Source organism: Streptomyces sp. NPDC055243 (assembly GCF_044544025.1).
Lineage (GTDB): Bacteria > Actinomycetota > Actinomycetes > Streptomycetales > Streptomycetaceae > Streptomyces.
On sequence record NZ_JBITWR010000007.1, the window covers coordinates 409,356 to 429,666 of the forward strand.

At 70.5% G+C, this 20,311-nt stretch carries 20 protein-coding genes; 9 read left to right on the forward strand and 11 right to left on the reverse strand.

All coding sequences use genetic code 11. The features are described 5' to 3' along the window. Positions 1-143: 143 nt before the first annotated feature. Positions 144-1,028: a sterol desaturase family protein gene (locus ACIGXX_RS22855; protein WP_399978151.1), complete on the forward strand. Its 885-nt coding sequence runs from the start codon at positions 144-146 to the stop codon at positions 1,026-1,028. 35 nt (positions 1,029-1,063) lie between these two features. Then, entirely contained in the window at positions 1,064-1,744 is a 681-nt protein-coding gene (locus ACIGXX_RS22860; RefSeq protein ID WP_361463795.1) for a lysoplasmalogenase, read from the forward strand. Here the strand turns inward: ACIGXX_RS22860 and ACIGXX_RS22865 are convergent. From ACIGXX_RS22865 to ACIGXX_RS22885, 5 genes are all read right to left on the reverse strand, one after another. Then, positions 1,731-2,801, reverse strand: coding sequence for a CopD family protein (locus tag ACIGXX_RS22865; RefSeq protein ID WP_351161814.1), 1,071 nt, complete (start codon positions 2,799-2,801; stop codon positions 1,731-1,733). The two genes, ACIGXX_RS22860 and ACIGXX_RS22865, sit on opposite strands and share 14 nt — an antisense overlap. Positions 2,802-2,885: 84 nt before the next feature. Continuing rightward, a complete protein-coding gene (locus ACIGXX_RS22870) occupies positions 2,886-4,379 on the reverse strand; it encodes a CoA transferase (RefSeq protein WP_383819892.1) in 1,494 nt (497 codons plus the stop codon). Between the two features lie 21 nt (positions 4,380-4,400). Beyond that, entirely contained in the window at positions 4,401-4,970 is a 570-nt protein-coding gene (locus ACIGXX_RS22875) for a hypothetical protein (RefSeq protein WP_351161810.1), read from the reverse strand. An 89-nt stretch (positions 4,971-5,059) separates the two neighbouring features. Continuing rightward, positions 5,060-6,646 (reverse strand): S8 family serine peptidase, encoded by a 1,587-nt coding sequence (locus ACIGXX_RS22880; RefSeq protein ID WP_351161808.1) that lies wholly within the window; start codon positions 6,644-6,646, stop codon positions 5,060-5,062. A gap of 14 nt (positions 6,647-6,660) precedes the next feature. Further along, complete coding sequence (locus tag ACIGXX_RS22885) at positions 6,661-8,193, reverse strand: S8 family serine peptidase (RefSeq protein WP_366463355.1); 1,533 nt, start codon at positions 8,191-8,193, stop codon at positions 6,661-6,663. Positions 8,194-8,521: 328 nt separating this feature from the next. On the opposite strand from ACIGXX_RS22885, the gene ACIGXX_RS22890 reads away from it, so the two are divergent. From ACIGXX_RS22890 to moaA, 3 genes are all read left to right on the forward strand, one after another. Further along, positions 8,522-8,890 (forward strand): DUF485 domain-containing protein, encoded by a 369-nt coding sequence (locus ACIGXX_RS22890; RefSeq protein WP_383819898.1) that lies wholly within the window; start codon positions 8,522-8,524, stop codon positions 8,888-8,890. Then, positions 8,887-10,521 carry a cation acetate symporter gene (locus tag ACIGXX_RS22895; protein WP_351161802.1) on the forward strand — a complete coding sequence of 545 codons (1,635 nt, stop codon included), beginning with the start codon at positions 8,887-8,889 and terminating at the stop codon, positions 10,519-10,521. Before ACIGXX_RS22890 ends, ACIGXX_RS22895 begins: the two co-directional genes overlap by 4 nt. Positions 10,522-10,689: 168 nt before the next feature. Beyond that, entirely contained in the window at positions 10,690-11,697 is a 1,008-nt protein-coding gene (gene moaA, locus ACIGXX_RS22900; RefSeq protein WP_399978158.1) for a GTP 3',8-cyclase MoaA, read from the forward strand. On the opposite strand, the gene ACIGXX_RS22905 is transcribed toward moaA, so the two are convergent. Then, positions 11,694-11,909, reverse strand: a complete 216-nt coding sequence (locus ACIGXX_RS22905) for a hypothetical protein (RefSeq protein ID WP_351161798.1) — start codon at positions 11,907-11,909, stop codon at positions 11,694-11,696. The two genes, moaA and ACIGXX_RS22905, sit on opposite strands and share 4 nt — an antisense overlap. 189 nt (positions 11,910-12,098) lie before the next feature. Beyond that, positions 12,099-12,488 carry a DUF3099 domain-containing protein gene (locus tag ACIGXX_RS22910; RefSeq protein ID WP_351161796.1) on the reverse strand — a complete coding sequence of 130 codons (390 nt, stop codon included), beginning with the start codon at positions 12,486-12,488 and terminating at the stop codon, positions 12,099-12,101. Between the two features lie 215 nt (positions 12,489-12,703). Here ACIGXX_RS22910 and ACIGXX_RS22915 point away from each other — a divergent pair, with 215 nt between their 5' ends. After that, positions 12,704-12,979, forward strand: a complete 276-nt coding sequence (locus ACIGXX_RS22915; RefSeq protein WP_351161794.1) for a GlsB/YeaQ/YmgE family stress response membrane protein — start codon at positions 12,704-12,706, stop codon at positions 12,977-12,979. Positions 12,980-13,053: 74 nt separating this feature from the next. Here ACIGXX_RS22915 and tyrS read toward each other — a convergent pair whose 3' ends face one another. The 3 genes from tyrS to ACIGXX_RS22930 form a co-directional block, all read right to left on the reverse strand. Continuing rightward, positions 13,054-14,322, reverse strand: coding sequence for a tyrosine--tRNA ligase (gene tyrS / locus ACIGXX_RS22920; protein WP_361463442.1), 1,269 nt, complete (start codon positions 14,320-14,322; stop codon positions 13,054-13,056). Between the two features lie 75 nt (positions 14,323-14,397). Further along, the gene (locus tag ACIGXX_RS22925; RefSeq protein WP_351161790.1) at positions 14,398-15,810 is read right to left on the reverse strand and encodes a metallopeptidase TldD-related protein; all 1,413 of its coding nucleotides are present in this window, start codon (positions 15,808-15,810) and stop codon (positions 14,398-14,400) included. Continuing rightward, complete coding sequence (locus tag ACIGXX_RS22930; RefSeq protein WP_351161788.1) at positions 15,807-17,330, reverse strand: TldD/PmbA family protein; 1,524 nt, start codon at positions 17,328-17,330, stop codon at positions 15,807-15,809. Before ACIGXX_RS22930 ends, ACIGXX_RS22925 begins: the two co-directional genes overlap by 4 nt. 187 nt (positions 17,331-17,517) lie before the next feature. Between ACIGXX_RS22930 and fabG the strand changes: the two genes are divergently transcribed. The 3 genes from fabG (at position 17,518) to ACIGXX_RS22945 (ending at position 19,478) form a co-directional block, all read left to right on the forward strand. Beyond that, on the forward strand, positions 17,518-18,237 hold the full coding sequence (gene fabG / locus ACIGXX_RS22935) for a 3-oxoacyl-[acyl-carrier-protein] reductase (RefSeq protein ID WP_351161786.1): 720 nt from the start codon (positions 17,518-17,520) through the stop codon (positions 18,235-18,237). A gap of 5 nt (positions 18,238-18,242) precedes the next feature. Beyond that, positions 18,243-19,010: an enoyl-ACP reductase FabI gene (gene fabI, locus ACIGXX_RS22940; protein WP_351161784.1), complete on the forward strand. Its 768-nt coding sequence runs from the start codon at positions 18,243-18,245 to the stop codon at positions 19,008-19,010. Between the two features lie 135 nt (positions 19,011-19,145). After that, positions 19,146-19,478, forward strand: a complete 333-nt coding sequence (locus ACIGXX_RS22945; protein ID WP_351161782.1) for a hypothetical protein — start codon at positions 19,146-19,148, stop codon at positions 19,476-19,478. A gap of 19 nt (positions 19,479-19,497) precedes the next feature. On the opposite strand, the gene ACIGXX_RS22950 is transcribed toward ACIGXX_RS22945, so the two are convergent. Next, entirely contained in the window at positions 19,498-20,184 is a 687-nt protein-coding gene (locus tag ACIGXX_RS22950) for a FadR/GntR family transcriptional regulator (protein WP_351161780.1), read from the reverse strand. Between the last annotated feature and the right edge of the window lie 127 nt (positions 20,185-20,311).

A 20,311-nucleotide genomic window follows, 5' to 3' on the forward strand; every position in this document is an offset into this window, starting at 1 on the left:
GCGCCGGCAGTTGTCCGAGCGCCGCTAGTTGTTTGAGCGTCCGCTTTTGGCGGAGATCACCAACATCTACCTTCTTACCGCTGGTAATACTTGTCGGTAACTACGTCTAGCGGGGGCCGACCAGGGGCCTTTACGGTGCACGCATGCCGCCGAACCTGCCCGATGTCGTGCTGTGGTCCATCCCCGCCTTCGTGCTGCTCACCGTCGTGGAGATCGTGAGCCACCGGATCCATCCCGACGAGGACGAAGCCGGGTACGAGACGAAGGACGCCGCCACCTCCATCACCATGGGGCTCGGCAGTCTCGTCTTCGACCTCCTGTGGAAGATCCCGATCGTCGCGATCTACACGGCGATCTACGCGCTGACGCCGCTGCACATCCCGGTCCTGTGGTGGACGATCCCGCTGATGCTGCTCGCGCAGGACTTCTTCTACTACTGGTCGCACCGCGGGCACCACGTCATCCGCATCCTGTGGGCCTGCCACGTGGTGCACCACTCCAGCCGCAAGTTCAACCTCACGACGGCGCTGCGCCAGCCCTGGACGAGCCTGACGGTCTGGCCGTTCTACGTCCCGCTGATCGCCCTCGGCGTGCATCCGGCGGCCCTCGCGTTCTGCTCGTCGGCAAACCTCGTCTACCAGTTCTGGATCCACACCGAACGCATCGGGAAGCTCCCGCGCCCCTTCGAGTTCGTGTTCAACACGCCCTCCCACCACCGCGTCCACCACGCGTCGCAGGGCGGCTACCTGGACCGCAACTTCGGCGGCATCCTGATCATCTGGGACCGCCTGTTCGGCTCCTGGGTCGCGGAGACGGACCGCCCGGTCTACGGCCTCACGAAGAACATCACCACGTACAACCCGCTGCGGGTGGCCACGCACGAGTACGCGGCGATAGCCAAGGACCTCAGGAAGGCGACCAGCTGGCGCGAGCGGGGCGGACGGCTGTTCCGGGGCCCGGGCTGGCAGCCACAGCCACCGGCGGCACCACAGAAGGCACCAGAGCCGGTGACGGAGGGCGCGGCGTGAGTCCTCCAGCCCCTGTCGCGGGCGGGCGGCTTCCGCTGCCGCGCACCGAAGAAGCGGCGTCCCCCAGGGCAAAGGCGCTCCTGGCCGCGTTCGCCCTGGCGGCAGCAGGCGACCTCGTGGCCCTGCTGGCGGGATCGGACGCGGCCCACACCGTCTTCAAGCCCCTCCTCATGCCGCTCCTGGCGGCGTACGTGCTCACGGTCAGAGGCCCGCGCCTCCTGACCGCCGCGCTCCTCTTCGGCTGGGGAGGCGACACCCTGCTCCTCTTCGACGCCGATCCCGCGTTCCTCGCGGGCATGGGCTCCTTCGCCGCGGGGCACGTCTGCTACCTCGCCCTCTTCAGGCGCTACGGCAGGGCACGCGCGCGTGGCGCCTGGCTGGTGGCCGCGTACGCCGTCGCCCTCGTCGCCACGGTCGCCCTCCTCTGGCCGGACCTCCCCGCGGACATGCGCGGCCCGGTGGCGGGCTACAGCCTCCTGCTCACCGCGATGGCGTTCGCCGCCACGAGGCTGGGCCTCACCGCGGCGGTCGGCGGCGCGCTCTTCCTCCTGTCGGACACCCTCATCGCGACCGGTGTCGCCGAGTGGCCGCAGGCCCCGCGTCCCGACTTCTGGATCATGCTCACCTACATCGCCGCACAGTTCCTGCTGGTCAGCGGCGTACTGGCAGCGCAGCCCCCAAGACACCACCAGCCCGCCCCGCTCACCAACGAATAGGCAGCGGCAACGCGGTCAGCAGCGCCGACACCGCCACGACGACCCCGAGCACGACGACCTCCGCCCGCGCGGGGGAGTACGCGGAGACCCGGTCCGCGGCCCTGCGCAGCCGGCGCCGTGCCAGCAGCGCGAGGACGGCCACGGCCACCACCAGGAGCACCTTGGCCAGCAGTGTGCGCCCGTACGCCGTCTCCGTCAGCTGCTCGGCGACCGTGCTCGCCGGCATCCGGCGCAGCGTGCTGCACACCCCCGTCACCGTGATCGCGGCGAACAGGACGGCAGCCACGCGCGCGTAGAGCCCCAGTACCGCCGCGCCCGCCTCCGGAGCCGACGTCCGCCACAGCCGCAGCATGCGCAGGACCTGGAGCAGGCCGCCCGCCCACAGCACCCCGCAGGTCAGATGCACCAGTGTCAGACCGGTGCCGATGAGCGGGGTGTCCTCCACCGGAGGGTGCGCGCGCAGCGCCTCGGCCACGATCACCGCGGCCAGCGGCAGCGCGGCACCGGACGGGCGGCGCGAGCGCGCGCACAGCAGCGCCACGATGAAGGCGTTGACCTCCAGGAGGGCGAGCCTGCCGTCCCGCGACTGGTAGAGGCCGCCGATGTCCATGTCGGAGAGCTGCCGGGGCACGAGGTTGCCGGTGGCCACCACCGAAGCCAGGCCGAGCGCGGCGACGATGCCCGCGCCCGCCGCGTACGCCGCCCAGCTGCGCGGCGCACGGTCGAGGGGCGCGCCCGGCACCCGGCGGGCCAGACGCGTCGCGTACACCTCGCCCAACTGCACGCAGAGCGCGGCGAACATGACCGTCCGCAGGAACGTGATCCCGGCCGTGCCCGGCGCCTCGGCCTCCCCGGTGCCGCTCAGCGCCGCCGACGGGCCGAGCAGCGGGACGAGCGCGGCGACGGCCACCAGGACGAGCACGGCGACGGCATGACCCGTCGAGGGGCGGCGGCGCGGTGCGCGATGCGCGGCGAGGGGCGCGGCGTGGGGCGTGGCGGCGCCCGCGTCCGCCGTGGCCTCGCCGCCGGGGTCGGCGGACGGTTGTATGGAACTCACCACAAGATCTTCACCAGGTGCCCCCTTGACGGGCAAGTCCTGGCGAACAACTGGCGGAATCCCCTTCCGCCCGGCGGGTCCCTCTCAGCGCCATTCGGGCGTATCGGCGCCCCAACGGCCGGGCGGACGCGCCCAGTTCACCGGCCCGTCCGCGAAGCTCACCGCCGGCAGCGCGTACCGCAGCGGCCCCTGCGGGCTGTCCATCCCGGTCAGCCAGGCGGCGGGACCGTCGTACGAGGCGTCGACGGCGACCGCGCTGACCGGCCCTTCCCCACAGTCCCCTTCCGCACCATCCACCTCCGCACCATCCACCTCCGCACCGCCCATCTCCGCACCGTCCATCTCCGCACAGTCCCCTTTCGGCAGCCGCCCCTCCAGCAGCCACCCCGCCGTCCGCGCCAGAGCGAGCCGCACGCACCGGGCCCCGCCGTCGCCCGCCGCCTGCTCGGCGAGCGAGCGCAGGACGGCCGCCGCCAGCAGGTAGCCCGTGCCGTGGTCCAGGGCCTGGGCGGGCAGCGCGCCGGGCCGCTCCCGTGACCCCTCGACGGCCGCGATCCCGGTGGCGACCTGCACCAGGCTGTCGAACCCGCGCCGCCCCGCCCACGGCCCGTACCCGCCCCACGCCGACAGCTGCGCCACCACGACCCCGGGCCTGCGCTCGGCCAGTGACTCCGGTGCGAGCCCGAAGCGGTCGAGGGCGCCGGGCCGGTAGCCGGTGACGACCACGTCGGCCCGTGCGAGCAGCTCGTCGAACGTACGCCGGTCGGCGCGTGCCGCCAGGTCGAGCGTCGCGGACCGCTTCCCGAAGCCCGTGTCGGTGTGCTGGTCGGGGAGTTCGGGCGGCCGGGGCGGGTCGACGCGCAGCACGTCCGCGCCGAGCAGCGCGAGCGTGCGGGTCGCGACGGGGCCCGCGATGACCCGGGTGAGGTCCAGGACACGGAGTCCCGCGGCGGGCAGTGCGGGGGAGCCCGTGAGCCCGGGGAGGGCCCGTGCGGGCGCGTCACCGATCCGCTCGCGGCTCAGCAGCGGCCGCCGCGCCACCGCGGCGCCCTGCGGGTGCGCGGCCCACTCCTGGGGCGTACGCAGCGCCACGGCGAGGCCCCCGACGGCGTACACGGCGTCTTCGACGTCCAGGGCGGAGCGCTCCGCGAGCCGTGCGGCCACCGTCTCCACGGAGGGCGCCGCGAGGCCAAGGGCGGCCAGCAGCGCTTCTTGGTGGTGGGGGTAATTGGCGTGGGTCCGCACCCAGCCGTCCGCGGTGCGCCAGAAGCGGGACAGCGGCGCGAAGGTGACGGGCGCACGCCCGGCCACGAGGAGGTGGCGCTCACTGGTGAACGCCGTGGCCACCGCCCCGTCGTCGACCCGCACCCCCGGCACCGCCTGCCCGGTACGGGCCGCGGTCAGCTCGGCGGCGGCCAGCGCGCAGGCCCCGACGCAGCCGCGGGCCAGTTCGCGCACGGGGAGCTTCGCGGGGAGCGCGCCGTCCCGGACGACGGGCGTGACGCGGGGGAGGAGAGCGGGGTCGCCGCCGAGCGCGGCCCACGCCGTCCGCGTACCGGCCATGGGTGTGTCCGTCATGTATGTACTGTGCAGCCTCCGCTACTGCGGCGTGCCCCTGCCCGCCTCGGTACCCGACGCCGCCGACCACCACAGCCTGACCGACTTCTCCGGCTCCGAAGGCCGCGGCTCCCACCCCTGGGCGGTCGCGGTCCTGACGACGTAACCGCCGCCCACACCGCGGTAGTTGCGCCACGGGATCTCGCACTCGACGGGCGGGTTCGGCTTCTTGGGCTCCCGGGGCGCGGACGCCTGGGCCGTCCAGCGGCCGACGATCTTGTCCACCCGGGCGCGGTAGTAGTCCGCGTCTCCTTCATGGCGCAGCTCCGGCCAGGTCACGCACCAGTCGGGCAGCCGCAGGCGCTCCAGCATGCGGTCCGACAGACCGTCCAGCTTCTTCTCGGTCGAGGAACTGATCACCTCGACGATCTCCGCCACGAACAGGACGACCAGGACCCCGGCCACGACCACCACGGCGAACACGCACCACAGCGGCAGGTAGGCGAGCAGGGCGAGGAAACCGAGCACCACCTGCCACCGGGGACGGACGGGCCAGGCCACCCAGTCGTCCGTGCCGGCGGGGACGAACGCGGCGTCGCGATACTCATACATGGAACGAGATCCTCTCGCGAAGGGCCGGGCGGCACGCGGCCGCCCGGCCCCACTCGCTTCACGAACCTGCCGGCTCGCCCTGTGACCTGCTACTTCCGCACGGCGTCGAGCGCGTCGATCATGCCCACGCCGTAGAAGCCGTTCTTGTTCTTGCCGCCCGCGCAGACCGCGTCGACCTTGCCGTCACCGTCGATGTCGTACGGATCGGTGCACTTCATGGCGTCGGCCTCGCCGTAGAGCAGCGCCTTCACCTTCGCCGACGACGCGTGCGGGTGGGCCGACTTGATGAGCGCGGCCACGCCCGCGGCGTGCGGTGACGCCATCGACGTACCCGCCTTGTAGCCGAACTTGCCGCCCGGCAGGGTCGACAGGATGCGGCCGTCCGTGGCCGGTGCGTCCGGCTTCTGGAACCGGGTGGAGTCGCCGCCCGGCGCCGCGATGTCGATGACGCCCTTGCCGTAGTTCGAGTACGAGGACTTGATGCCCTTCGCGCCCGTGGCGGAGACGGTCACGACACCCGGAAGCTGCGACGGAAGGTCGAGGCAGTCCGCGGTCTTGATGACCCGCTCCGTGGGCGTCGTGTCGTCCGGGCTCGAGTCGTCGACGATCTCGTCCTGCGCGAGGTCCGTCTCGGCGTTGCCGGCCGCCGCGACGTTCACCGCGCCCTTGCGCTCCGCGTACCGGGTGGCCCGCCCGACGGCGTCGACCAAGGCCTTCTGGTCGGCGTCCGTCTTGCAGTTGAACAGCCACGGGTCGGTGTAGTAGCTGGAGTTGGTGACGTCGACGCCGTGATCGGCCGCCCACATGAAGCCGCAGACCACGGCCTCCGTGTAGTACATGCCGGTCGCCGGCTCGGCCACCTTCAGGCTCGCCACCTTCACGCCCGGAGCGACACCGGTGACGCCGGTGCCGTTCTTCGCGGCGGCGATCGTGCCCGCCACGTGCATCCCGTGGTCGCTCTCCCCGGACACCGGACGCCACGCGCCGTCCTTCTGCACGGGCACGCCGCCCAGACAGCTCGCGGACGCCTTCGCGTCGAAGTTCGGCGCGATGTCCGGGTGCGTGTCGTCCACGCCGGAGTCCAGGACGCCGACGGTGACCCTGGAGCTGCCGAGCGACTCCTTGTGGGCCTTGTCCGCCTTGATGGCGGGCAGGTCCCACTGGAGCGGCTCGAGCTCGTCCTGGCCCGCGCCCGCCTGCCCGGCCGCCTGCTGCGCCTCTGCGGCGGTCAGCGGCCGGTCGGCCTCAAGGGCGTCGTCGGACTGCGCGGACAGCGGCGCCGTGCGGGTCGCCCCCGCGGAAGCCACTCCGCGCGCCTTGCGGATCTCCTTGGCGAAGTCCGCGTTCGACGAGTGGACGACGATCACGCCGATCCTGTCGTACGCGATGACGACCTTGCCGCCCGCCCTGGCGATGGCCTTCTTCACGTACGCCGACGTCTTGGCGGACGGTGAACCGGCGTGCCCGGAGCGGACGTTGACGACGTAGCTCATCGACGTGCCGTCCGAGAGCGACGCGCCGAGAGCCGACACGGCCGACGACACCGGGGTGCCGGGACGTGCCGCGGCGTCGGGCTGGGCCGACGCCGTGCCCGGCAGGAAGGCGACGGCCGAGGCCACCGCCATGCCGAGCGGGAGTGCGAGCACGCGGCGGGAGCGCGTGAAGGGTGCGGTCATGGTGTGCGAGCCCCTCACTTCTTCACGGCGTCGAGCGCGTCGACGATCCCGCTGCCGTAGAAGCCGTTCTTGTTCTTGCCGCCCTCGCAGACGGCGTCGACCTTGCCGTCACCGTCCGGGTCGTACGGAGTCGTCGGGCAGCCCGGGTTGTCGGCCTGCTTCTTGAGCAGCCGCTGGAGCTCGGCGGGGCTCGCCTTGGGGTGCGTCGACTTCAGGAGCGCGGCCACGCCCGAGGCGTGCGGCGACGCCATCGAGGTGCCCTGGAGCCAGCCGTACTCGTTGCCCGGCATCGTGGAGAGGATGCGGCCGTTCTTCGACGGGGTGTCGGCCGGGATCTGGTACTTGTCGCCGCCGGGGGCCGCGATGTCGATCACGCCGTTGCCGTACGTGGAGTAGTACGACTTGAGGTTCTGCACGCCCGTCGCGCTGACCGTGACCACGCCCGGCAGCTGCGTCGGCAGGTCGAAGCACTCGGACGGGTCGATGGTGCGCGGCACCGGCGTCGAGTCGTCCGGGCTGGAGTCGTCCAGGATCTCGTCGGCGGCGAGGTCGTGGTTGGAGTTGCCCGCGGACGCCAGGTTCAGGGTGCCCTTCTTCTGGGCGTACAGCTGGGCGCGGTTGACCGCGTCGACGATGGCCCGCTGGTCCGGGTCGTCCATGCAGTTGTAGAGCCACGGGTCCACGTAGTAGCTGTTGTTCGTGATCTCGATGCCCTTGTCGGCGGCGAACACGAACGCACAGACGACGCTCTCCGGGTAGAACAGCTCGCTGACCGGGTCGGCGACCTTGATGCCCGCGACCTTCACGCCGGGTGCGACGCCCGCGACGCCCACGCCGTTGCGGGCGGCGGCTATCTCGCCGGCCACGTGCGTGCCGTGGTAGTGGTCGGGCTTCTCCGGGCGCCAGGCGCCGGCGGAGGTGTCCGCCTTGCCGCCGACACAGCTCGCCGACTGCGAGGCCGAGAAGTTGGGCGCGAGGTCCGGGTGCGTGTCGTCGACTCCGGTGTCGATGACGCCGACGGTGACCTTCTTGCTGCCCGGATTGATCTTGGCCGCCTTGTCGGCGCCTATCGCGCGCAGATCCCACTGGTCGGCCTCGAGCGGCTCGGCGGCCGAACCCGCCTGCGCCTTGGCCGCCTTGGCGTCGGCCTTCGACAGGAGGGTCGGTGCGCCCTCCTCCGTGGTGCCCGCCGCCGTCAGGGGCGAGGTGCGGGTCGCGCCCGCGGAGTGGACCCCCTTGACCTTGCGCAGCTGCTTGCCGAAGTCGGGGTTGGCCGAGTGCGCGACGATCACGCCGATCTTCGGGTAGGCGACGACGACGGTGCCGTCAGCCTTGGCGATCGCCCTCTTGACGTACGCGATCGTCTTGGAGTCCGTGCGGGTGTTGACGACGTACGCGAGCTTCGGTGACTCGGCCTTCGCCGACGCGGTGGCGGGGGCGTCGGGGGCCGCTGTCGCGACGCCCGGTGCGAAGCCGACCGACGCCGCGAGCGCGATGCCGAGCGGCACGGTGAGCGCGATGCGACGTCTGGAACGCAGATGAGCCATGGGATCTCCACATCATCCGGATACGTGAACTGCCCGAACACAACTTGTGATCGGGCAGGTACATGACGGGTCGTTCAGGGTGAAGCTATCCCCCGAACTCCCAGGCCAGCAATGGATTCCGGAAGAAAGCACCGCGTCGCACCGCGCCGGACGTGCCGCCATGACGTTGAACAGGTAACGGAACCAACATCGACCCCTGTCGGATCACGTCCCGTGGCCTTAGCATCGCCATCCGTGGCTCACGTGATCCGCATCACTGCCGGACCAGAGAGAGCCAATGGATCAGCTGTCCGTCCCCACCGCACCCGCACCACGAGGAGAAGACTCCGTGGCCCCCGATGCCTCCCCACCGTCCAAGGACGGAGTAGCCCCCGCTCCCCATGCGCCGACCACGGAAGAATTCCTCCAGGAGCAAGCGAGCCCGGAGTTCGGTGAACTCCGCAAGGCGCACCGCTCGTTCGCCTTCCCGCTGACCGTCGCCTTCATCGTCTGGTACCTCGCGTACGTCCTGCTCTCGAACTACGCGGGCGACTTCATGGGCACCAAGCTGTTCGGCAACATCAATGTCGCCCTGATCCTCGGCCTCGCCCAGTTCCTGACCACGTTCCTCATCGCCTGGTTCTACTCGCGCCACGCCAACACGAAGCTCGACCCCAAGGCCGAGGCGATCAAGTCCCGTATGGAGGGCGGCGCATGAGCCCCGCGCTGAGCACCACAGTCCTGGCAGCGACATCCGACGCCTCCGAGCACCGGGCGCTGATCATCAGCCTCTTCGCGGCCTTCGTCGTCGCGACCCTCTTCATCACCGTCTGGGCGGGGCGCCAGACCAAGAGCGCCGCCGACTTCTACGCGGGCGGCCGCCAGTTCACCGGCTTCCAGAACGGTCTGGCGATCTCCGGCGACTACATGTCCGCCGCGTCCTTCCTCGGCATCGCGGGCGCCATCGCGCTCTTCGGGTACGACGGCTTCCTCTACTCCATCGGCTTCCTGGTCGCCTGGCTGGTGGCGCTCCTCCTGGTCGCCGAGCCGCTGCGCAACTCCGGCCGCTACACGATGGGCGACGTGCTGGCCTATCGCATGCGCCAGCGTCCGGTGCGCACCGCCGCGGGCACCTCCACGATCGTCGTCTCGATCTTCTACCTGCTCGCGCAGATGGCGGGCGCGGGCGTCCTGGTCTCGCTGCTGCTCGGCATCACCAGCGACGCGGGCAAGATCCTGATCGTCGCCCTCGTCGGCGTCCTGATGATCGTCTACGTCACCATCGGCGGCATGAAGGGCACCACCTGGGTGCAGATGGTCAAGGCGGTGCTGCTCATCGCGGGCACCGTGCTGATCACCTTCCTGATCCTGCTGAAGTTCAACTTCAACGTCTCCGACCTGCTCGGCACCGCCGCCTCCAACAGCGGCAAGGGCTCGGCCTTCCTGGAGCCCGGTCTCAAGTACGGCGCGAGCGGCACCTCGAAGCTGGACTTCCTCTCGCTCGGCATCGCCCTCGTACTCGGCACCGCGGGACTGCCGCACATCCTGATCCGCTTCTACACGGTGCCTACCTCCAAGGCCGCGCGTAAGTCCGTGAACTGGGCCATCGGCATCATCGGCGCCTTCTACCTGATGACGATCGTCCTCGGCTTCGGCGCCGCCGCCCTGCTCAAGCCGGGCGACATCATCGCCTCGAACAAGGCGGGCAACACCGCGGCGCCGCTCGCCGCCCTGGAGATCGGCGGCGGTGGCGACTCCACCGGCGGCGCGCTCCTGCTCGCCGTGATCTCCGCGGTCGCCTTCGCCACGATCCTCGCGGTCGTCGCCGGTCTGACCCTCGCCTCGTCCTCGTCGTTCGCGCACGACATCTACGCCAACGTCATCAAGAAGGGCAAGGCAACCGAGAAGGAGGAGATGAAGGCCGCTCGCTGGTCGACCGTCTTCATCGGCCTCGTCTCCATCGCCCTGGGCGCCCTGGCCCGCGATCTCAACGTGGCGGGCCTGGTCGCCCTGGCCTTCGCCGTCGCGGCCTCCGCGAACCTGCCGACGATCCTCTACAGCCTCTTCTGGAAGCGGTTCACCACGCAGGGCGCGCTCTGGTCCATCTACGGCGGACTGGTGGCCGCGGTCGGCCTGGTGCTGTTCTCGCCGGTCGTCTCCGGCAAGCCCACCTCGATGTTCCCCAGCGCGAACTTCGACTTCTTCCCGCTGGAGAACCCGGGTCTGATCTCCATCCCGCTGGGCTTCCTGCTCGGCTGGCTCGGCACGATGCTCTCGAAGGAGGAGCCGGACAAGGGCAAGTACGCGGAGCTGGAGGTACGGTCCCTCACGGGCACCGGCGCTCACTGAGCGGCTGAAAGCGCACGTCAGCGGCCGCGTCGTAGATCATTGGTAGATCTCTACGACGCGGCCGCACCGCTCCTCGTGGGATCGGGCCCCGCTCGATGTCACTCCCGTCACGTAGGCTCGTGGTATCTGAACCGGACCGGCTGAATCAGGATCAGGGAGGGGGCCCACGTGCTCATCGACACTTACGGCCGAGTGGCCACCGATCTGCGGGTTTCGCTGACGGACAAGTGCAATCTGCGGTGCACGTACTGCATGCCCGAAGAAGGCCTTCAGTGGCTGTCCAAGTCGGAGCTGCTCAGCGACGACGAGATCGTCCGCCTCATCCGGATCGCCGTGACCCAGCTGGGCATCACCGAGGTCCGCTTCACCGGCGGCGAGCCGCTGCTGCGCCCCGGCCTCGTCGGCATCGTCGAGCGCTGCGCCCAGCTGGAGCCGCGCCCCAGGATGTCCCTGACGACGAACGGCATCGGCCTCAAGCGCACCGCCGCCGCCCTCAAGGCCGCGGGCCTCGACCGGGTCAACGTCTCCCTGGACACGCTGCGCCCCGACGTCTTCAAGACCCTCACCCGCCGCGACCGCCACAAGGACGTCCTGGAGGGCCTTGAAGCGGCCCGTGAGGCGGGCCTGACCCCGGTCAAGGTGAACACGGTCCTGATGCCGGGCCTGAACGACGACGAGGCCCCCGACCTGCTCGCCTGGGCCGTCGAGAACGACTACGAACTGCGGTTCATCGAGCAGATGCCGCTGGACGCCCAGCACGGCTGGAAGCGCGACGGCATGATCACCGCCGGTGACATCCTGCAGTCGCTGCGTACGCGCTTCGAGCTCACCGAAGAGGGCTCCGGCGAGCGCGGCTCCGCGCCGGCCGAGCGCTGGGTCGTGGACGGCGGACCGCATCGTGTCGGCGTCATCGCCTCCGTCACCCGCCCGTTCTGCTCGGCCTGCGACCGCACCCGCCTGACGGCCGACGGCCAGGTCCGCACCTGCCTGTTCGCCACCGAGGAGACCGACCTCAGGGCGGCCCTGCGGGCGAACGGCGAAGACAGCGAGGACGGCTCGGACGAGGCCATCGCGCGCATCTGGAAGCTCGCGATGTGGGGCAAGAAGGCGGGCTCGGGCCTCGACGACCCGGCGTTCCTCCAGCCCGACCGCCCGATGTCGGCGATCGGCGGCTAGTCGCCGCGCGCCTCCCAGTCGGCCAGCGGCACGACGTCCTTCAACATGGCGCGCACGCCCAGGAATTGAGAGAGGTGCTCGCGGTGTTCATCACAGGCGAGCCACGTCTTGCGGCGCTCCGGAGTGTGGATCTTCGGGTTGTTCCACGCGAGCACCCACACGGCGGCGGCGCGGCAGCCCTTGGCGGAACAGATCGGTGTCTCGTCGCTCACAGGTAACGTCCAAGTGCGTTCAAAACAAGGCGACGCCGAGCAGCCACGGGGGGAGCTGCCCGGCGTCGGTCTGTCGCTCCGACGGGGGATGCGGAGCGCGTACGAAGTATGTCATGGGGGACCCGCTGCCTGGCACCGGAACTACATGATTGATCTGAGCTTTTCTTGAGCTTGGCGCAACGTCGACGGTCAGTTCTGGCGGCCGGAGGGGGCGCTGGGCTCGTCCGGCGCGGGCCCCGTACCGGCTTCCGGGAAGGGTTCCGCGGACTCGCCGTGCGCCGTCGGTGGCGCGATCATTGGCCGGGATGGTGCGGGTACGAAGGTCGACGGCAGCGAAGGGACGCTCTCCCGGCCCGCGTTGGCGATCACCACGGAGATGTACGGCAGGAGGATGCCGAGCACCAGAGCGACGAGGGCGACATGCCGCTCGACGTTCCACAGCACCGCCGCGGCAATGACCGAAAGAGTACGGATCGACATCGAGATCACGTACCGGCGCTGCCTGCCGCGCACGTCGTCCGCGAGGCCCTGCCGGGCCCCTGTGATCCGGAAGACCTGGGCGCCGCTCTGCTTCCGCATCACATTCCACCGCCTGCTCACAAGAAGCCGGGCACTCCCCGGCCCGGACCCGCTCCACGTTACGCCGTGGCTGCGCAGCCTTCGAGACCGGGGCCGCCCCCTTCCCGGTGTCCTGACTGCGTCATGCCACGTATGGGGGCGCCCGACATGCGCCGTATGGAGGATCGGTCGAGACTGACCGTAATGCTCATGTTGAGCCGGATGAGGAGGCAGCTATGAGCTGGTTGTGGGCCATCGTCGTGGGATTCGTGCTGGGGCTGATCGCCAAGGCGATCCTGCCCGGAAAGCAGCACAGTCCGCTCTGGCTGACCACGATCTTCGGCATCATCGGCGCGATCATCGGCAACTCGCTTGCCTCTGGGTTCGGCATCGATGACACCAAGGGCATCGACTGGGGTCGACACGCGCTTCAGCTGGTGGCGGCCCTCGTCGTCGTGGGCGTCGGAGACATGGCGTACAAGATGATCAGGGGCAACAAACAGCGGGCCTGACCTGCGCGTAAGCGGCATGCGAGAGGGGCCGGTCCTGGTGGGCCGGCCCCTCTCGCGCGCGTACGGGAAGCGGGTCAGCCCGCGGTGACCTCGACCGCCGCCAGGTTCTTCTTGCCCCGGCGCAGCACGAGCCAGCGCCCGTGCAGCAGCTCGTCGCGGGACGGTACGGCGTCCTCGGACGCGACCTTCGCGTTGTTCACGTAGGCCCCGCCCTCCTTGACCGTGCGCCGGGCCGCGGACTTGCTCGCCACCAGGCCGACCTCCGCGAGGAGGTCCACCACCGGGCCGAGCTCGGTGACCTGGACGCGCGGCAGCTCGGAGAGGGCCGCGCTCAGCGTCGCCTCGTCGAGGTCGCCGAGCTCGCCCTGGCCGAACAGCGCCTTGGACGCGGCGATGACCGCGGCGCACTGGTCGGCGCCGTGCACCAGCGTCGTCAGCTCCTCGGCGAGCGCGCGCTGGGCCGCACGGGCCTGCGGGCGCTCCTCGGTGAGCTTCTCGATCTCCTCGAGCTCCTCGCGGGACTTGAAGCTGAGGATGCGCATGTACGTCGAGACGTCCCGGTCGTCCACGTTCAGCCAGAACTGGTAGAACGCGTACGGCGTGGTCATCTCCGGGTCGAGCCAGACGGCGCCGCTCTCGGACTTGCCGAACTTGGTGCCGTCCGCCTTGACCATCAGCGGCGTGCCGACGGCGTGCACCGCGGCGTCCGGCTCCAGGCGGTGGATCAGGTCGATGCCCGCCGTGAGGTTGCCCCACTGGTCGGATCCGCCGGACTGCAGCGTGCAGCCGTAGCGCCGGTAGAGCTCCAGGAAGTCCATGCCCTGCAGCAGCTGGTAGCTGAACTCCGTGTAGGAGATGCCCTCCTGCGACTCCAGGCGCCGGGCCACGGAGTCCTTGGTCAGCATCTTGTTCACGCGGAAGTGCTTGCCGATGTCCCGCAGGAACTCGATCGCGGACATTCCCGCGGTCCAGTCCAGGTTGTTGACCATCACCGCGGCGTTCTCGCCCTCGAAGGACAGGAACGGCTCGATCTGCGAGCGCAGCCGGGCCACCCAGTTCGCGACCGTCTCGGGGTCGTTCAGGGTGCGCTCGGCGGTCGGCCGCGGGTCACCGATCTGGCCCGTGGCGCCGCCCACCAGGGCGAGCGGCCGGTGCCCGGCCTGCTGGAGCCGGCGCACCGTGAGGACCTGCACCAAGTGGCCGACGTGCAGGCTGGCCGCGGTGGGGTCGAAGCCGCAATAGAACGTGACGGGGCCGTCCGCGAGCGCCTTGCGCAGTGCATCTTCGTCCGTGGACAGGGCGAAAAGCCCGCGCCACTTCAGCTCGTCGACGATGTCCGTCACGGTCTTGTGTCTCCTTGAAAGGCTGCTGGGAAAAGCTCTGGCCGGTACCAACCGGTACCGGCCAGTCTATGGGCGTCACACGCCTTGGCTGACCGAGCTCATGTTGAAGTCGGGGATGCGCAGGGCGGGCATCGCGGCCCTGGTGAACCAGTCGCCCCACTCCCGGGGCAGCGTCTTCTCCGTGCGCCCGGCCTCGGCGGCCCGCGAGAGCACGTCGACCGGCGACTCGTTGAAACGGAAGTTGTTCACCTCGCCCACCACCTCGCCGTTCTCCACGAGGTAGACGCCGTCCCGGGTGAGCCCGGTGAGCAGCAGCGTGGCCGGGTCCACCTCGCGGATGTACCAGAGGCAGGTCAACAGCAGCCCGCGCTCCGTGCTCGCGACCATCTCCTCCAGGGAGCGGTCGGTGCCGCCGTCCAGGATGAGGTTGTCGATGGCCGGGGCCACCGGCAGGCCGGTCAGGGCCGCGCTGTGCCGGGTGCTGGTCAGATGCGCGAGCTCGCCGGCCCGCACCCAGTCGGTGGGGGCGAGCGGAAGTCCGTTGTCGAAGACGGACGAGTCACCGCCCGAGGCGTGCGCGAGCACGAACGGCGCGGACTCCAGGCCCGGCTCGTTCGGGTCGCTGCGCAGCGTCAGGGGCAGCTCGGCGAGCCGGTCGCCGACGCGGGTGCCGCCGCCCGGCTTGGAGAACACCGTCCGGCCCTCGGCCGCGTCCCGGGCCGACGCCGACCACAGCTGGTAGATCAGCAGGTCCGCGACGGCGGTCGGCGGCAGGATCGTCTCGTACCGCCCGGCCGGCAGGTCGACGCGCCGCCGCGCCCAGCCCAGACGCTTGGCCAGCTCAGCGTCGAGCGCCGCCGGGTCGACGTCCCCGAAGTCCCGGGTCGCGCGCCCCGCCCACGCCGACTTCGTACGGTCCGGGGACTTGGCATTCAGCTCCAGGGTGCCGTTGGGCTGGTCGTGCCGCAGGCGCAGCCCCGTCGACGTACCGAGATAGCTCGACACCAGCTCGTGGTTGGCGAAGCCGTACAGCTCACGCCCGCCCGCGCGGGCCGTGGCGAACGCCTCGCCGAGCGCGGGGGCGAAGTCCGCGAAGACGGCGGAGGACGTCTCGGCGGGCGCCTCCCTGAAGTCCGCGGACTCCTTGCCCCCGGCGACCAGCGGCTGCGCGTCCTCGGCGGGGCCCGCCCCGCGCGCGGCGTGCTCGGCGGCGCGGACCAGGGGCTCCAGCTCGTCCTTGGTGACGGCCGAGCGCGAGACGACGCCGGAAGCGGTGCCCTCCTTGCCGTCGACGGTCGCGACGACGGTGAGGGTGCGGCCGCGGGTGACGCCGTTCGTGGTCAGGGCGTTGCCCGCCCAGCGCAGGTTCGCGGTCGAGTGCTCGTCGGCGATGACGACGCAGCCGTCGGCGGTGGACAGCTCCAGGGCGCGCTCGACGATCTCGTGCGGCTTGTTGGTGCGGTTCGAACCGTTCGTACGAGAGCTCATCGACCCGCCTCCTGCGTCGTGTTGAGGATGTTGACGCCTCGGAACAGGGCCGAGGGGCAGCCGTGCGAGACCGCCGCGACCTGGCCCGGCTGGGCCTTGCCGCAGTTGAAGGCGCCGCCGAGCACGTACGTCTGCGGGCCGCCGACCGCGGCCATCGACCCCCAGAAATCGGTGGTCGTCGCCTGGTACGCGACATCGCGCAGCTGGCCGGTGATGCGGCCGTTCTCGATGCGGTAGAAGCGCTGTCCGGTGAACTGGAAGTTGTACCGCTGCATGTCGATCGACCAGGACCGGTCGCCCACCACGTAGATGCCGCGGTCGACGCCCCCGATCAGATCCTCCGTGGCGAGCCCGCCGGGGTCCGGCGCGAGCGACACGTTCGCCATGCGCTGCACCGGCACATGGCCGGGGGAGTCCGCGTACGCGCAGCCGTTGGAGCGCTCGAAACCGGTGAGCCTCGCGATGCGCCGGTCCAGCTGATAGCCGACCAGGGTGCCGTCCTTCACCAGGTCCCAGGACTGCGCGGCCACGCCCTCGTCGTCGTACCCGATGGTGGAGAGCCCGTGCTCGGCGGTCCTGTCGCCCGTCACATTCATGATCGACGAGCCGTACGCGAGCTTGCCGAGCTGGTCGAAGGTGGCGAACGACGTCCCCGCGTACGCCGCCTCGTAGCCGAGCGCGCGGTCGAGCTCGGTGGCGTGGCCGATGGACTCGTGGATGGTCAGCCAGAGGTTCGAGGGGTCCACGACCAGGTCGTACGTGCCTGCCTCCACGCTCGGCGCCCGCATCTTCTCGGCGAGGTGCTCGGGGATGCGGTCCAGCTCGGCGTCCCAGTCCCAGCCGGTCCCGGTGAGGTACTCCCAGCCGCGCCCGACCGGCGGCGCGATGGTCCGCATCGAGTCGAACTCGCCGCTCGTCTCGTCCACCGCGACCGCGGTGAGCTGCGGGTGCAGGCGGACCCGCTGCTGCGTGGTCACCGTCCCCGCCGTGTCCGCGTAGAACTTGTTCTCGTGCACGGTGAGCAGCGAGGCGTCGACGTGCGAGACGCCGTCGGCGGCGAGGAGCCGGGAGCTCCACTCGGCGAGCAGCCCGCTCTTGTCCTCGTCCGGCACGGAGAACGGGTCGATCTCGTACGAGGAGATCCAGGTCTTCTCCGCGTGCACCGGCTCGGCGGCCAGCTCCACGCGCTCGTCCGAACCCGCAGCCTTGATGACCTTCGCCGAGAGCTTGGCCATCGCCACGGCCTGGGACGCGACCTTCGCCGCCGCGCCCATCGTCAGATCCACACCCGAGGCGAACCCCCAGGTCCCGCCGTGCACGACACGGACCGCGTAGCCGAGGTCCGTGGTGTCCGACGTGCCGGACGGCTTGGCGTCCCGCAGCCGCCAGGAGGCGCTGCGCACCCGCTCGAGGCGGAAGTCCGCGTGGTCCGCGCCCAGCGCACGCGCGCGGGCGAGCGCGGCGTCGGCGAGAGCCCTGAGCGGCAGTGCCGTGAAGGCTTCATCGATGGAATGAGGCACGGATGTCTCCCTGCTGTCGGCACGGGTCGGTATCAGATCATGTCGCGCGTGGAGGCCCGGCGGCCAGAGTTTTCTGTAGGGACCCGACAGTGAGTCCGGTACGCCACTGTCGGTCGTCGATTCTCCGTATGGAGCACCGTACCGATAGGTTTTCGAGGTACCAGACCGCTATCGAAAGGGTGATCCGTTGAGCCGCTCGGTTCTCGTCACCGGAGGAAACCGGGGCATCGGCCTCGCCATCGCCCGCGTCTTCGCCGACGCCGGCGACAAGGTCGCGATCACCTACCGCTCGGGTGAACCGCCCCAGGCCCTCACCGAGCTCGGAGTCCTCGCCGTCAAGTGCGACATCACGGACACCGAGCAGGTGGAGCAGGCCTACAAGGAGATCGAGGAGAAGCACGGTCCGGTGGAAGTCCTGGTGGCCAACGCCGGGATCACCAAGGACCAGCTCCTCATGCGGATGTCCGAGGAGGACTTCACGTCCGTCCTCGACACCAACCTCACCGGCACCTTCCGTGTCGTGAAGCGCGCCAACCGCGGCATGCTGCGTGCCAAGAAGGGCCGCGTCGTGCTGATCTCCTCCGTCGTCGGCCTGATGGGCGGCCCGGGGCAGGCGAACTACGCCGCGTCCAAGGCGGGCCTGGTCGGCTTCGCGCGCTCGCTCGCCCGTGAGCTCGGGTCGCGCAACCTCACCTTCAACGTCGTGGCGCCCGGTTTCGTCGACACCGACATGACCAAGGCACTCACCGACGACCAGCGGTCGAACATCATGGCGCAGGTGCCGCTCGGCCGTTACGCGCAGCCCGAGGAGATCGCCGCGGCGGTGAAGTTCCTCGCCTCGGACGACGCTTCGTACATCACTGGAGCCGTCATCCCGGTTGACGGCGGATTGGGCATGGGTCACTGATCACCATGAGCGGAATTCTCGACGGCAAGAAGATCTTGATCACGGGCGTGCTGATGGAGTCCTCCATCGCGTTCCACGCGGCCAAGGTCGCGCAGGAGCAGGGCGCCGAGGTCATCCTCACCGCCTTCCCGCGCCCCACGCTCACCGAGCGCATCGCCAAGAAGCTGCCCAAGCCCGCCAAGGTCATCGAGCTCGACGTGACCAACCAGGAGCACCTGGACCGCCTCGAGGGCCTCGTCCGCGAGGAGCTCGGCGGCCTGGACGGCGTCGTCCACTCCATCGGCTTCGCCCCGCAGGACGCGCTCGGCGGCAACTTCCTCAACACGCCCTTCGAGTCGGTCGCCACGGCCATGCACGTCTCGGCGTTCTCCCTGAAGTCGCTCGCCATGGCCTGCCGGCCGCTGATGAGCGACGGCGCCGCGATCGTCGGCCTCACCTTCGACGCGCAGTTCGCCTGGCCGCAGTACGACTGGATGGGTCCGGCCAAGGCCGCCCTGGAGGCCACCTCGCGCTACCTCGGGCGTGACCTGGGCAAGGACAACATCCGCTGCAACCTCATCTCGGCGGGCCCGATCGGCTCGATGGCCGCGAAGTCCATCCCGGGCTTCACGGAGCTGGCCGACGTGTGGAACACCCGTTCCCCGCTGGCGTGGAACATGGCCGACCCGGAGCCCGCGGGCCGCGGCGTCGTCGCGCTGCTCTCGGACTTCTTCCCCAAGACGACGGGCGAGATCGTCCACGTCGACGGCGGCGTGCACATGATGGGTGCCTGACCAGGCATTTCGTACGTTCCCGACGCCCCGCCCCCGCCCTGCGCGGGAGGCGGGGCGTCGCCCGTTCGGCCCACTGGCCGGGCGCGGTCGGGGCACGAGCGCGCACCCTGAGGTGTGCGCCCGTCACCTCCTGCGGTGCTCGCCGCTCTCACCCTGCTGATCGCCCTGCCCGGCGCCGCGTCGCACGCCGTCGGAGAGGCGAGGCCGCCACGCGCACGCGTGGAGGCGGTCGAACCGCGGCCGTTCGGCGCGGAGTGCCGCGTCAGCGTCGAGGGTTCGGACGCGGTCGCGCACTGCCACAACCCGTACCCCGAGACCGACCGGGTCCGGCTGCACGTGGAGTGCGAGCAGTGGTGGGACATCGACAGCGACGGAGTCTCCGTGGAGGCCGGGCCCGCCCAGACGGTGCGGCTCACCGGGCGGTGCTGGAAAGAGATCCGGTCCGTCTGGGTCAGCCACCAGAAGTGAGTGAGCCGAAGGCAGCGAGTCAGCCGTCAGACGTGAACCGCTCGGGGCGGCACATGAACGGGTAGGCGGCGGCCTCCTTGGCGGCCGCCTCCGCGTCCTTCTCCCGGATCGCGTCGACGAGCCGGGCGTGGTCCATGTGGCTCTCGGGGGTCAGCTTCTCGCCGACGTCCTCGCGCAGCCAGTCCCGCAGGACCTCGCCGAGGTCCGCGTACATCGCCGTCATCACGTCGTTGTGGGACGCGGCCACGACCGCCAGGTGGAAGGTCGCGTCGGCCGCCACGAAGGCCTCCGCGTCGCCGGACTCCCATGCCTCCTCACGGCGCTCCAGAAGGGCGTCGAGCTGCTTGAGGTCGCGCTCCGTGCGCCGCTGCGCGGCCAGCGTCGCCGCGCTCGACTCCAGGGTGCTGCGCAGCTCCGCGATGTGCCGGGGCTCCGCGTCGGCGAACCTGCGCTGCATCACGCCGGCCAGCTCGCTCGTCGCGACCACGTAGGTGCCCGAGCCCTGGCGGATGTCGAGGAGGCCGTTGTGCGCGAGGGCGCGCACCGCCTCCCGGACGGTGTTGCGCGCCACGCCCAGCTGCTCGACCAGCTCGGGCTCGGTGGGGATGCGGGAGCCGACCGGCCACTCGCCCGACGAGATCTGGTTACGCAGCTCGGCGATGACCTGCTCGGAGAGCGCTGAGCGGTGAGGGGTGGTCAGCGGCATGACGTTCCTTCGTGCGCGATGTGACGGAGACAGGGACAACAGGATGTGACGGGGACGGAGGCAACAGAGTGACGGAAACAGCGACAACGGATTGGACAGCCAATCATCCCATGATTCTATGATGGCC